At 61.8% G+C, this 13,497-nt stretch carries 12 protein-coding genes; 6 read left to right on the forward strand and 6 right to left on the reverse strand.

Annotated features, from left to right (window positions below; all coding sequences use genetic code 11):
- Positions 1-137: 137 nt before the first annotated feature.
- Complete coding sequence (locus IE111_RS15215) at positions 138-437, reverse strand: YciI family protein (protein ID WP_189610256.1); 300 nt, start codon at positions 435-437, stop codon at positions 138-140.
- A 93-nt stretch (positions 438-530) separates the two neighbouring features.
- On the opposite strand from IE111_RS15215, the gene IE111_RS15220 reads away from it, so the two are divergent.
- From IE111_RS15220 to rluB, 5 genes are read left to right on the forward strand one after another with little or no spacing between them, the layout of a single operon-like run.
- The gene (locus IE111_RS15220) at positions 531-1,418 is read left to right on the forward strand and encodes a PHP domain-containing protein (RefSeq protein ID WP_189610258.1); all 888 of its coding nucleotides are present in this window, start codon (positions 531-533) and stop codon (positions 1,416-1,418) included.
- 39 nt (positions 1,419-1,457) lie between these two features.
- On the forward strand, positions 1,458-2,081 hold the full coding sequence (locus IE111_RS15225) for an L-threonylcarbamoyladenylate synthase (protein ID WP_189610260.1): 624 nt from the start codon (positions 1,458-1,460) through the stop codon (positions 2,079-2,081).
- Positions 2,082-2,120: 39 nt separating this feature from the next.
- The gene (locus IE111_RS15230) at positions 2,121-3,107 is read left to right on the forward strand and encodes a segregation and condensation protein A (protein ID WP_189610262.1); all 987 of its coding nucleotides are present in this window, start codon (positions 2,121-2,123) and stop codon (positions 3,105-3,107) included.
- A complete protein-coding gene (gene scpB, locus IE111_RS24730) occupies positions 3,104-4,735 on the forward strand; it encodes an SMC-Scp complex subunit ScpB (RefSeq protein ID WP_308427544.1) in 1,632 nt (543 codons plus the stop codon). Before IE111_RS15230 ends, scpB begins: the two co-directional genes overlap by 4 nt.
- Positions 4,728-5,591, forward strand: coding sequence for a 23S rRNA pseudouridine(2605) synthase RluB (rluB, locus tag IE111_RS15240; RefSeq protein ID WP_189610263.1), 864 nt, complete (start codon positions 4,728-4,730; stop codon positions 5,589-5,591). Before scpB ends, rluB begins: the two co-directional genes overlap by 8 nt.
- Before the next feature lie 89 nt (positions 5,592-5,680).
- On the opposite strand, the gene IE111_RS15245 is transcribed toward rluB, so the two are convergent.
- The 5 genes from IE111_RS15245 to IE111_RS15265 form a co-directional block, all read right to left on the reverse strand.
- Entirely contained in the window at positions 5,681-6,610 is a 930-nt protein-coding gene (locus IE111_RS15245; protein WP_189610265.1) for a GGDEF domain-containing protein, read from the reverse strand.
- 315 nt (positions 6,611-6,925) lie between these two features.
- On the reverse strand, positions 6,926-7,714 hold the full coding sequence (locus IE111_RS15250) for a YciK family oxidoreductase (RefSeq protein WP_189610267.1): 789 nt from the start codon (positions 7,712-7,714) through the stop codon (positions 6,926-6,928).
- Positions 7,684-8,376, reverse strand: a complete 693-nt coding sequence (locus IE111_RS15255) for an HAD family hydrolase (protein WP_189610269.1) — start codon at positions 8,374-8,376, stop codon at positions 7,684-7,686. Before IE111_RS15255 ends, IE111_RS15250 begins: the two co-directional genes overlap by 31 nt.
- Entirely contained in the window at positions 8,373-9,083 is a 711-nt protein-coding gene (gene ubiG / locus IE111_RS15260; RefSeq protein WP_229805377.1) for a bifunctional 2-polyprenyl-6-hydroxyphenol methylase/3-demethylubiquinol 3-O-methyltransferase UbiG, read from the reverse strand. The genes IE111_RS15255 and ubiG overlap by 4 nt, the downstream gene beginning before the upstream one ends.
- A gap of 218 nt (positions 9,084-9,301) precedes the next feature.
- Positions 9,302-10,618 carry a TRZ/ATZ family hydrolase gene (locus IE111_RS15265; RefSeq protein WP_189610273.1) on the reverse strand — a complete coding sequence of 439 codons (1,317 nt, stop codon included), beginning with the start codon at positions 10,616-10,618 and terminating at the stop codon, positions 9,302-9,304.
- Between the two features lie 219 nt (positions 10,619-10,837).
- Here IE111_RS15265 and gyrA point away from each other — a divergent pair, with 219 nt between their 5' ends.
- Positions 10,838-13,495, forward strand: a complete 2,658-nt coding sequence (gene gyrA, locus IE111_RS15270; RefSeq protein ID WP_189610275.1) for a DNA gyrase subunit A — start codon at positions 10,838-10,840, stop codon at positions 13,493-13,495.
- The last annotated feature ends 2 nt before the right edge of the window (positions 13,496-13,497 follow it).

Here is a 13,497-nt window from a genome sequence, read left to right on the forward strand (position 1 = left end):
TTTTGGAATCGTGTCTGCGCCGGGGTCGTGGCTATTGTTTAGCCAAGCGTTAAGTGTAAAGGCTTTGATAGCGTAAGTTCAGAGGCGCAGTTCACCTTTTACATGGTCTTTAATCCCCTCTCCCAGAGGGAGAACCTCTAAGGCAATACCTTTTTAAACGGCTTCACAGTCACACCACGATACACCCCGGCCGCCACATAGGGGTCTTCATCGGCCCATTGTTGTGCCGCTTCCTGCGATGCGAATTCGGCGATCACGATCGAGCCGGTGAACCCCGCGTCACCCGGGTTTTCGGCATCCACGGCGGGGTTGGGGCCGGCGAGCAGCAGGCGGCCTTCGTCTTTCAGAGCCTCCAGTCGGGCGAGGTGCTCCGGGCGGGCTTTCTGGCGCAACGGCAAGCTGTCCTGCACGTCTTCGGAAACAATGCTGTACCACATGGTTGTTCAATCCTCGGTGACTCGATGAATGATGTCCGTTGAAGGAGCTGGCATAATACGGGAAGCGCAAATTCTACAGCAACAGGCTTCTGATTGAACTCCAACATCGCTCACACCTGGGAAATGCACTGCCACAGTGATTTTTCCGACGGCGCACTCTCTCCGCAAACCCTGTACGACCGGGCACTGGAACAACAGCTGGATCACCTGGTATTGACCGACCACGATACCGCGGCCGGCTTTCGCTGGCTGACGGAATCCGGACAGCTGTCGGACGATCTCAAGCTCTGGTCCGGCGCGGAGTTGTCGTCCATCTGGCAAAAACGATCGATTCACGTGGTCGGCATCGGCATGGATGTATTCAGCGACGACTGGCGGGCCGTGGAGGCACGCTACGATCATATCCGGGAGCAACGCCTGGAGCGCTTGTTGTTCGTATTGCGACGGGAAGGGCTGAGCATCGACGAACAGGCGGTGCGCGACCAGGCTGGCGAAGGCACGCTCGGTCGGCCCCACATCGCCCGTCATCTGGTCGAGACCGGTCAGGCAAAGAACAGCGCTCAGGCATTCAAACGCTGGCTGGGGCAGGGCAAGGTTGGCGACGTCAAACAGAACTGGCCGGAGTTGGAACGCGCGGTCGACGATATCCGTCGCTGTGGCGGGGTGGCGGTTCTGGCCCATCCGCACCGCTACAAACTGACCTGGCGTAAACTGGACCAGTTGCTGACCGACTTTCAACTGGCCGGGGGGCAAGCGGTCGAGGTGAGCTGTCCGGCCATGCCGCCCGAACTGCGCAAGCGACTGGTCGACTACTGCCGCGAGCAGGATCTGTTCATTGGCGGCGGCAGCGATTTCCACCTGCCGGACACGCCCTGGGCGCGACTGGGGTTCTATCCGCAGTGGCCCAACGATGGCCAGCGTCTGACCGACCTGCTTGAAAGCGGAACACTGCGGGTTTTCTCGCCCGATGACCGGTGCTAAAGTGAGCCGCGTTCCTCAACCCTTGGCGGGAGCCAACATATGAGCCAGTTTTTTGTGATCCACCCCGAAAACCCGCAGCCACGCCTGATCAAACAGGCCGCGCAAATCGTGCGTGAGGGTGGCGTCATCGCCTACCCGACGGACAGCGCCTACGCCCTGGGCTGCCATATGGACGACAAGCAGGCCGTCGACCGCATTCGCCGGATTCGCAATCTGGACGACCGCCACCACCTGACGCTGGTGTGCCGCGACCTGTCCGAATTGTCCAATTTCGCCAAGGTCGACAACGTCGCCTTTCGGCTGATCAAGAACAACACCCCCGGCCCCATTACCTTTATTTTGTCCGCCACCCGGGAAGTACCGCGTCGGTTGATGCACCCGAAAAAGCGCACCATCGGTTTGCGGGTGTTGGCCAACCGGATCGCGGCGGCCTTGCTCGAAGAATTGGGTGAGCCGATGATGAGCACAACCCTGATCCCGCCCGGCGAGACCGAACCGCTGAACGATGCCCATTACATCCGGGACGTGCTCGAGCACGAGCTCGATCTGGTTATCGACGGTGGCTTCTGCGGGTTCGAGGAATCCAGTGTCGTCAGCCTGTTGGACGAAACCCCCGAGATTCTGCGCGAGGGCGCCGGCGATGTCAGTCCTTTCAAAGTCTGAGCGCCGCCCGGGGTCTCGCGGTACCGTGGAGACATAACCATGGCGGATACACCCGACACGCCTTCGACCCCGAAAGACGCTACCGATCGATCCAACGCCGACGAGCGCGTCGGGCAGGCGCCCGTGCCCACGCGGGAAAATGCCCGGACGCTGTTCGAGCCGACCGAGATTCCGGTGATTCACCACGTTCAATCACCCAAGGAACGCGCGCTGCAACGCCTGCGCGACCAGGCGAAGGCCGAACAGAAAGAGATGCCGTTCGCGGTGATCGAAGGTGAGGCGATGACGCAGATCCCCATGGATCTCTACATTCCGCCGGATGCGCTGGAAGTCTTTCTGGATGCCTTCGAAGGCCCACTCGACCTGCTGTTGTACCTGATCAAGAAGCAGAACCTGGATATTCTCAACATCAACGTCTTCCAGATCACCGAGCAGTACATGGAATACGTCGAGTTGATGCACGCCTTGCAGCTCGAGCTGGCGGCGGAATACCTGGTGATGGCGGCCATGCTGGCGGAAATCAAAAGCCGGATGCTGCTGCCGCGTTCCAAGGACGAGGACGACGAGGAAGAGGAAGACCCGCGCGCGGAACTGATTCGGCGCCTGCAGGAGTACGAACAGTTCAAGACCGCCGCCGAGAACCTGGACGAGATTCCCCGGGTTGGACGCGACATCTTCACCACATCGGAACATCAGCCCGATTACGAAAGGCCCCGGCTGCACCCGGATGTCGACATGCGTGAGATGCTGCTGGCGCTCAAGGAAGTGTTAGCGCGGGCGGATATGTTCGAGGAACACGAGATTCAGCGCGAGACGCTGTCCACCCGTCAGCGCATGGGCGAGGTGCTGGAGCGCCTGAACGGCACGGCGTTTGTGCCGTTCATCACTTTGTTCGACCCGCGCGAAGGACGCCTGGGCGTGGTGGTGACCTTCCTGGCGGTGATGGAATTGACCAAGGAATCCCTGATTGACCTGATTCAGAACGAGGCGTTCGCGCCCATTCACGTTAAGGCTCGCAGTGCATGACGGACTTTGATGATCAGAAGAATGAGATGAACGAGGCCGACCAGAGTGAGGAGGCCTTGAACGACGATCGCGCACGGAGTGCGCTCCCACAGGAGGGCGATCGGGAAGCCGAGGGGGCCGACAGTCGCGCACAGCGTGCGCTCCCACAGGAGGGCGATCGGGAAGCCGAGGGGGCCGACAGTCGCGCACGGAGTGCGCTCCCACAGGAGGGCGATCGGGAATCCGAGGGGGGCGATAGTCGCGCACGGAGTGCGCTCCCACAGGAGGGCGATCGGGAATCCGAGGGGGCCGACAGTCGCGCACAGCGTGCGCTCCCACAGGAAGGTGATGGCGAATCCGAGGATTCTGGTGGGAGCGCACGCCGTGCGCGACAGGAAGACAGCGATGCCACGGAAGCTGACGCTTCCGCTCCGGATACGGACCCGGCCGCCCACGACGACCCCGATGCGCTCGGCGCGGATGAAGCCGACGGTGAAGACGAGGAAGAGGTCACCGAAAAGGGCGACCCCTACGGCGGCCACTCCCCGGAAGCGGTCAAGCGCATTCTGGAAGGGGCTCTGTTCGCGGCCGGTACGGCGCTGTCCATTGTCCAGCTGGCGGCTCTGTTCGAGGAGCACGAACGCCCGCATCGCAAGATCCTGCGCAGCCTGGTGGCCGAATTGATGGCGCATTACCAGGGCGGTGGATTCGAGCTGATCGAAGTGGCCAGTGGTTACCGCTTTCAGACCCGTTCCGATGTCGGTCACTGGATCAGTCGGTTATGGGAAGAACGCCCCGCCCGCTATTCCCGGGCCATGCTCGAGACGCTGGCGCTGATTGCCTATCGCCAGCCCATCACCCGGGGTGAGATCGAGGACGTCCGTGGTGTTTCCGTCAGTTCTAGCATCGTTAAAACGCTTCAGGAGCGTGAATGGGTCCGAGTGGTCGGTCATCGGGACGTGCCGGGACGACCGGCCATGTACGCGACCACCCGCCAGTTCCTCGACTACTTCGGACTGCGCAGCCTGGACCAATTGCCGAGCCTGGGCGAGATCCGGGATCTGGACGATATAAACCCCCAGATGGGGCTGAACGAATCGGGGCCGGACGGGCAGAACCCGGACAGTGCCGGTTCGGTCGACCAGCAGGCGGAAATCTCTTTCAGCGCCATGGTCGACAAGCTGCGTGAAGGCGAACGCACCGGAAAGACCGGGAACGAATTCATCGACGAACAACTGGACGGTCAGTTGTCGGAGATGGATGCCGTCAACGAAGCGATCGAGCAAGCCTTCGATGCCCAGCGCGCGAATCACAATCAGCCGGGGTTGGAGTTGTCCGATGAGGATGAGGGCAGCGAGGGTGAGGTCGACGAGGGTCGCGCACGGAGTGCGCTCCTACAGGGAGGCGACGAGTCCGGGGACGGCGGGGGTGCGCCCACCCAGGAGAGTGACGATTCCGAAGACAGTGGGAGCGCACTCCGTGCGCGACAGGATTCGGATGAAGCCTCCGAAAATAACGAATCCACAGACGATACGCCCTTATCCGAAGAAGAGCAGTGGCGCATCATTCAGGAAAAACTGGCTCAACAACAAGCCTTGCTGGACGGGCGTGAGAACGACCAGTCGGGCGGAGACGATACCGATGAGTAACGAACGCGTTCAAAAAGTGCTGGCCAAGGCCGGCAAGGGTTCCCGCCGCGATATGGAGCGGGCCATCGAGGAAGGCCGGGTCAAGGTCAATGGTGAACTGGCCAAGCTGGGCGACCGGGTCGGAGCGTCCGATACGCTGGAACTGGATGGCAAACCGATCAAGGTCGAGGAAACCCGGGTACGCCGGGTGTTGGTGTACAACAAGCCCGAAGGCGAGGTATGCACCCGACGCGACCCCGAAGGGCGGCCCACCGTCTTCGATCGACTGCCCCAGCTCGAAGGCGAACGCTGGATTGTCGTCGGTCGACTCGATTTGAACACCTCGGGCCTGCTGCTGTTCACCAACGACGGTGAACTGGCCAACCGCCTGATGCACCCGTCCCGACAGATCGATCGCGAGTACGCCGTGCGCGTGCTTGGCGAAGTGACCCCGGAGCATGTGGAAACCATGCACGCGGGCGTCGAACTGGAGGACGGCCCGGCGCGTTTTACCGACATTCAGGAATTCGGCGGCAGCGGCGCCAACACCTGGTACCACGTTGTGATTCTGGAGGGGCGCAACCGGGAAGTGCGTCGGTTGTGGGAAAGCCAGGGGCTGAAGGTGTCGCGCCTGAAGCGGGTGCGTTACGGCTCGGTGTTTCTGGATGCCGACGTTCGCGCCGGGACCTGGAAAGAACTGCCCAAGGCGGAAATCGACAAGCTGGCACGGCAAGTGGAACTGGAGCCGGCGCCCTGGAAATCGATTGTACAGGGTCAGCATGACCCGAATCGCCGCAAGATGCAGCGTCAGCGGACTCGAAGAGCCGTGCGTGGACGCAAGGGCAGCTTGGCGCGGCCGGTTCGCAAGTCGGTGTAGAAAGCCCTCACCCCCGACCCCTCTCCCAGAGGGAGAGGGGAGCAAACAGTTCCCTCTCCCTCTGGGAGAGGGTTAGGGAGAGGGAGAACTTACAACAACCACTCTCCGTCAACAGACCGCACATGGCTCGCCACAACTCGGTTGCGCCCCGCCTGTTTCGCCTCATACAAGGCCTGATCGGCCCGGTTCACCAACTCGGGCCAATCCACTTCATTTTCGTAGTGCGCGACTCCAATGCTGACGGTGATCGGGTTGTTCGGATCCGGTGACCGTGTCTCGTTATAGACGGTCTGCCGCAGTCGTTCGGCCACCAGTCGGGCCAGCGGCAGGTTGGAGTTGGACAGTACGATCAGGAATTCCTCCCCGCCGAACCGGAAGCAGGCGTCGCAGCCGCGAATCGCGCCGTCCATCAGTCGCGCCACCTGGCGCAGCACATCGTCGCCGGTCAGGTGGCCGTAGCGGTCATTCAGCGCTTTGAAGTGGTCGATGTCGATCATCAGGATGCTCATGTCCTGGTGATGTCGGCGCGAGCGGTCGATTTCCCGATTCAGGGTCATCGCCATGGCGCCCCGATTGCTCAGACCGGTCAGCGGGTCGATCATGGCGGTGTCGATGGCGCGGCGGTAGCTCAGGGCGTTGCGCAACGGGTAAATCAGCAGCCCCATGACCGACTCCAGCAACGTCAGTTCCCGCTCCTGAAAGCGACGGTTGCGGGTAAAGGCGATCTCCCCGTAATCCTCATCGTTCAGCGACAGCTGGTAGCTGCACCGGTGCCGTCCGGTATCACCCAGGTTCAGGCTGATGCTTTGGCCGGGCAGGTGGTAATCGCAACCGGCGAGAGGCACCAATTGTTGCAGTTCCGCATGGAAGATTCGCAGGATCTGTTCAACGTCCAGGGTCGTTTGCAACTGGGTCAAAACCTGGAGACGAAAGTCTTTTAGCTGATCCGCGTCGCCGGGTGTGGACTGCAGGTGTTTGCGTTCCTGCCACTTGTGGCTCTGTCCGATGCTGGTTGGCATGGTGTTTACCGCTTATTGCCGCTTTTCAGAGGTATTAGCGATATCCGTGCCAATATGGAAAACTCTGTTAAATCAAGGGGTTGGAGAAGATGGCGGCGGAAAATCGGCGGGGCGGACAGGGTTTGCCGGTGGGTGGGGAGGGGCCGGAGTCAGAAATTTGTCGTTTGAGTTGGCGTGCTGGCCGAGCGCGTATCAGGTAGGGTGGGACGGTCCGACGTTTCGGTCGCCCACCATGACCTTTAGAGTTAAGCCGTCAACCATCCAAGTCGTCAGAGTCAGTAGGTAGTATTACTTCCATGGTGGGCACTGCCCACCCTACAGAAAGTCCCGCGCATCCACGGACAGACCATGCAACCCCTGACTCTCCGGACTCATCAAATACCGATACAGGGGCATGTGCTCTTCCGGCGCCGGTACGCTGGCCGGGTCTTCGCCGGGGTAGGCCTGGGCGCGCATGGCGGTGCGGGTGCCGCCGGGGTTGATGCAGTGGGTGCGGACCTTGGAGATGTTCTTCAACTCGTCGGCCAGGATCTGCATCAGCCCTTCGGTCGCGAACTTGGACACGGCGTAGGCGCCCCAGTAGGCACGGCCCTGACGGCCGACGCTCGAGGTGGTGAATATCAGGCGGCCATGTTCTGCCGCTTCCAGCATCGGCAGCAGGGCCTGGGTTAAATAGAAGCAGCTGTTGACGTTGACCTGCATGACCTTGTCCCAGATGTCCGCCGGGTATTGGGCGATCGACATCTTGGTGCCGAGCAGGGAGGCGTTCAGCAAAACACCGTCGAGTCGGCCGTAGTTCTGTTCGATGCCGTAGGCCAGCTCGCGGGCGTTCTCGATGGTCAGTTCCGCCAGGTCGATCGGCAGGATGATCGGCTGGGTGTCGGTTTCTTCCTCGATCCGGTCGTAGACCGCCTCCAGCTTGGATTGGGTGCGGCCAATCAGGACGACGTGGGCGCCGGCTCGGGCGAAATCCAGCGCGGCGGCCTGGCCGATGCCGTCACCGGCGCCGGTGACCAGGATAACCTGATCCTTGAGGGCGTCCGTCGTTTGGGAGCGGTCGAGATCGGCGCGGGTCAGTGTAGGGGTTGAGGAGGTGTCAGCCATTGCAGTGCCTTTTCGGTCAATTCGTGCGGGGTGTGGACCAGATCGTCCGCGCCCCAGTGTTCGGGGGTGTCATTGTCGTGCAGATAGCCGTAAGTGCAAGCCAGAGAATGCATGCCCGCTGCTTTGGCGGCCTGGATGTCGCGCAGGTGATCGCCGGCGTAGAGGCAGTGGCTGGCATCCAGATTCAGCGCTTCGGCGGCCGCCAATAACATCGCCGGGTCCGGCTTGATCGTCGGCAGGTCGCCCTGGCAAACCAGGCTCGGTGGCGGTGTGTCGGCCAGCAGGTGGGCGAGCACCGCCTCGGTGTGCGGCCTGGGTTTATTGGTGACGATGCCCCAGGGCACCCCGTCTTCGGTCAGACGCGTCATCAGGGCTTCGACGCCCGGGTACCAGCGGTTCAGCGTGACCGGAATGTCGAGATAGACCGACAGGAAATCGGCCCGGTGCCGCTCGAAGTCCGGATGATCGGCGGTGATGTTGTACAGCTCGGCCACAGCGGCCCGGGCGCCGGCGGAGGCATAATGCTCGCGGTGCTCGGTGATGCGCGGCCGGCCGACTTGGTCGCAATAGGTGTCCAGTGCTGTCAGGAAGGCCGGAGCCGAATCCAGCAAGGTGCCGTCCAGGTCGAACAACAGGGCGCGGGGCGATGACTGGGCGGTCATACGTCCTCGGGCTTGCGGCTGGCCATCAGGTAATTGACCGACACGTCGGCGTTCAACGAGCAGTTGCGAGAAAAGGGGTTGTAGTGCATGCCCTTGAACTCCGTAACTTGCAATCCGGCGGTCTCGGCCCAGCGCTTGAGCTCGCTCGGGCGAATCAGTTTGCGGTATTCGTGGGTGCCTTTGGGCAGCAGTCTCAAGACGTATTCAGCGCCAACAATGGCCATGGCCCAGGCCTTGGGGTTGCGGTTGATGGTGGAGAAAAACGCCAGGCCGCCGGGCTTGAGCAGGGTATGAATGGCCTGGATGACGGACATTGGGTCGGGTACGTGCTCGAGCATTTCCAGGCAGGTGATGACATCGTATTGGCCTGCCTGTTCCTCGGCGAGGGACTCGGCCGTGATTTGCCGGTAGGTCACGCCCTCGAGCTCACTGTCCAGTGCATGCAATTGAGCCACCTTGAGCGGGGCTTCGGTCATGTCGATGCCGGTCACCCGGGCGCCGCGCTGGGCCAGAGCCTCGGTCAGGATACCGCCACCACAGCCAACGTCGAGCACGTCTTTGCCGGCCACGTTGATATGCTGGTCGATGTAGCCGGCCCGGGCGGGATTGATATCGTGCAGCGGCTTGAATTCTGAATTCGGGTCCCACCAGCGGCTGGCCAGGGATTCGAACTTGGCGAGTTCAGCAGGGTCGATGTTTTGAGTCACTCGGACGTACCTGTGCAATTGAATGGGGTTCGTGTCATGAGCCTGGGTGTAAGGTCTCGATGCGTGAATTGTTCCAAGACCGAGTGGCGGATGCCGGGTGGTCTCATGAAGGGGTGTCGGCAGCATGGATGCTGCCGCCAAGCCCCCATGGACGGGTTCATGGCGACCCTTCAGGAGACCACCCGGCAGCCGGCGCGGATTCCAGGCGCTAGTCTGGACTAGCCCTTCTGTATACGGTCCCGCCACTGGCGCGTATTACTGATGATACCGTCCTTATCCAGAGTCGTCAGCTCGCGATCGGCCAGCAACTGCTTGCCGTCGACCCAGACGTTGCTGACCTGGTCTCGGGTGGAGGCGTAGACAATGTGGGAAACCGGGTCGTAGACCGGCTGGCTTTCCAGGTCGTCGAGGCGGATGGCAGTGATGTCCGCGCGCTTGCCAACTTCGAGGCTGCCGATCTCGCTGTCCCAGCCCATGGCGATGGCACCGTTGACGGTGGCCATGGCGAGCGCTTCCATGGCGGGCAGGGCGACGGCGTTCTGGCCGACGGCTTTGGCGAGCATGGCGGCGGTGCGCATTTCGCCGAGCATGTCGAGGTCGTTGTTGCTGGCAGCGCCGTCGGTGCCGAGGGCGACGTTGACGCCTTTCTTCTGCAGGGTGTCGACGGGGCAGAAGCCGCTGGCGAGTTTCAGGTTGGATTCCGGGCAGTGAACGATGTGGGCGCCGGTTTCGATGACGTCCGCGATGTCGTCTTCGTTCATGGCGGTCATGTGAACGGCTTGGAACCGGTCGTTGAGCAAGCCAAGTTCCTTGAGGCGACGGACCGGGCGGTTGCCGCGTTTTTCGAGCTCGCCGTCGACTTCGGTCTGGGTCTCGTGGACGTGCATCTGGATCATCAGATCGTGCTTTTTGGCGAGATCGCGGATGCGGATTAGCGGCTCGTCGGAGCAGGTGTAGGGTGCGTGCGGGCCGAACATGACCTTGAGCTGGTCGTTGCCCTTGTACTGTTCGACGACTTTCATACCCAGGTCGATGTGTTCGTCCGGGGTTTTCGCCCAGTTGGTCGGGAAGTCGATGGTCGGGAAGCAGAGCTGGGCGCGGACGCCGGCTTTCAATACGCGTTCGGCGGCGGCGGCCGGGAAGAAGTAGTTGTCGGAGAAGGTGGTGGTGCCGGAACGGATCATTTCGGCGATGGCCAGTTCGGTGCCGTCGCCGACGAAGTCGTCGCTGACCCAGGCGCCTTCGGCCGGCCAGATGTGGTCGTTGAGCCAGGTCATCAGTTCGAGGTCGTCGCCCAGGCCGCGGAACATGGCCATGGCGGCGTGGCCGTGGGCGTTCACGAAACCGGGGATCAGGGCCTGGTCGCCAAGGTCCATCGTGTTGCTCGCCTGGTATTGGATCTTGGCGGCATCGGTCGGCAGGATGTCGACGATGCGGCCGTCGCGAATGGCGAGGCTGTGGTCGGTGAGGACGTCGCGCTTGGCGTTGACCGGGACGATCCACCGGGCGTGGATCAAGGTGTCGATGGTTTCCATGTGAGCCCTTTGATTTGTTGAATGATCAGTCAGGGTCGCCATTCTAGTGGGTGGCGGCCGGGTTAACCAGTGCGCCTGTGCTCCCCGCTATCTATCTCATTGATTTGTGGTATGATTTCGCCCCTGTTTTACGCCGGTTTCGGCACCCCGAGACCGGTTGTTAAGGCGTCTGCGAACATTGATCGACAGGCTCCCAGAGCATAAAGGATACCGAACCGCATGGGTGAGTTAGCCAAAGAAATCCTCCACGTTAATATTGAGGAGGAACTGAAACAGTCCTACCTCGATTACGCGATGAGCGTCATTGTCGGCCGGGCACTGCCTGACGTCCGTGATGGCCTGAAGCCGGTGCATCGCCGCGTGCTGTACGCGATGAGCGTGCTGGGCACCGACTGGAACAAACCGTACAAGAAGTCGGCCCGTGTCGTGGGCGACGTCATCGGTAAATACCACCCGCACGGGGATTCGGCCGTCTACGACACCATCGTGCGCATGGCCCAGCCCTTCAACATGCGCTACACCCTGGTCGACGGTCAGGGGAACTTCGGTTCCATCGACGGTGACTCCGCCGCGGCCATGCGTTACACCGAAATCCGCATGGACCGTCTGGCCCACGAGCTGCTGGCCGACCTGGAAAAGGAAACGGTCGATTACGTCGAGAACTACGACGGCACCGAACTGATCCCGGACGTACTGCCGACCAAGGTGCCGAACCTGCTGGTCAACGGGGCCTCCGGTATCGCCGTGGGCATGGCGACCAACATCCCGCCGCACAACCTGAATGAAGTGATCGATGGCTGTCTGGCGCTGATCGACGACCCGGACCTGACCGTCGACGATCTGATGCAATACATCCCGGGGCCGGATTTTCCGACCGGGGCCATCATCAACGGCCGCAAGGGCATCGTCGAGGCGTACCGGACCGGTCGCGGCCGCATCTACATCCGTGCCCGGGCCGAAGTGCTGGTCGACCCGAAAACCAGCCGCGAAAGCATCATCGTCCACGAGATTCCCTACCAGGTGAACAAGGCCCGCTTGATCGAGAAGATCGCGGAACTGGTCAAGGACAAGAAGATCGAGGGCATCTCCGAGCTGCGTGACGAGTCGGACAAAGACGGTCTGCGCATCGCCATTGAGATGAAGCGCGGCGAGTCCGGCGATGTGGTGCTGAACAACCTCTACGCCCAGACCCAGCTCGAATCCGTCTTCGGCATCAACACCGTGGCCCTGGTCGACGGTCAGCCGAAGACGCTGAATCTGAAGGAAATGCTCGACGCCTTTATCCGTCACCGCCGCGAGGTGGTGACCCGGCGTACCATTTACGACCTGCGCAAGGCACGCCAGCGCGGCCATATCCTCGAAGGTCTGGCCATCGCTCTGGCCAATATCGACCGGATGATCGAGCTGATCCGGGGCAGTGCCACCGGCGCCGAAGCCAAAGAGCGCATGCTGGCGCAAAGCTGGGAGCTGGGCGACGTCTCCGCCATGCTGGAACGCGCCGGCGCCGATATTTCCCGCCCGGAAGACCTGGAAGACCAGTACGGCGTTCACGACGAGCGCTACTTCCTGTCGCCAGCCCAGGCGCAACAGATTCTCGACATGCGTCTGCAGAAGCTGACCGGCCTGGAGCACGAAAAGCTGATCGGCGAATACAAGCAGATCATCGACGACATCGGCGAGTACCTGCGCATTCTGGACAGCTATGAGCGGCTGATGGAAGTGATCTGTGAAGAGCTGCGCGAAGTGAAGTCCCAGTTCGGCGATGAGCGCAAATCCGAAATCATCGCCAGCCGTCTCGACCTGTCCATGGAAGACCTGATCACCGAGGAAGACATGGTGGTCACCATCTCCCACGGCGGCTACGCCAAGACCCAGCCGCTGACCGATTACGAGGCGCAACGTCGTGGTGGCCGCGGCCGGTCGGCGTCGGCATTGAAAGACGACGATTTCATCGAACACCTGCTGGTGGCCAATACTCACGACACCATTCTGTGCTTCACCAGCCGAGGTAAGGTGTACTGGCTGCGTGTGTTCGAAGTTCCGCAGGCGAGCCGTAACGCCCGGGGGCGGCCGATGGTGAATTTGTTGCCGCTCGACAACGATGAGCGGGTGACAGCGATTCTGCCGATCCGCGAGTACGATCCGGATCACTACATCTTCATGGCAACAGCCAACGGTACGGTCAAGAAAACGTCGCTTGAGGCGTTTTCCCGGCCCCGTACGTCCGGCCTGATCGCCCTGTCGGTGGACGAGGGCGACCGCCTGGTCGGCGTGGCGCTGACCGACGGCAAGCGTGAAGTGATGTTGCTGTCCGATGCCGGCAAGGTGGTGCGTTTTGAAGAGTCGCATGTCCGCGCCATGGGCAGGACCGCACGCGGCGTGCGCGGTATCAAGCTGCAACCGGAGCAACGGGTGATCTCGCTGATCATTCCGCAGCAGGACGGCACTATTCTGACCGCCTCCGAACGCGGCTACGGCAAGCGTACCGATGTCACCGAGTTCCCGACCAAAGGACGCGGCACCCAGGGTGTGATCGCCATGGTGACCAACGACCGAAATGGTCCTCTGGTGGGCGCCAAGCAGGTGTTCGAAGGGGACGAGGTCATGCTGATCAGCGACCAGGGTACGCTGGTGCGGACCGCGGTCGAGGGCATATCAGTGCTCAGCCGCAACACCCAGGGTGTGAAATTGATTCGCCTGGCGGAGGATGAGCGTCTGGTCGGTATCGAGCGCATCGAAGAGCCGGACGAGGACGAATCGGTTCTGGACAAGGCCGAGACACCGGACGCCGAGCACGAACCGGCGGCACCCGGTCAGGACGCTTCCGGTGAGGAAGCGGCCGACGACGGTGACGAGTCCGACTCCGACACTGAGTGAAC

Source organism: Saccharospirillum salsuginis, assembly GCF_014651855.1.
Taxonomy (GTDB): domain Bacteria; phylum Pseudomonadota; class Gammaproteobacteria; order Pseudomonadales; family Natronospirillaceae; genus Saccharospirillum; species Saccharospirillum salsuginis.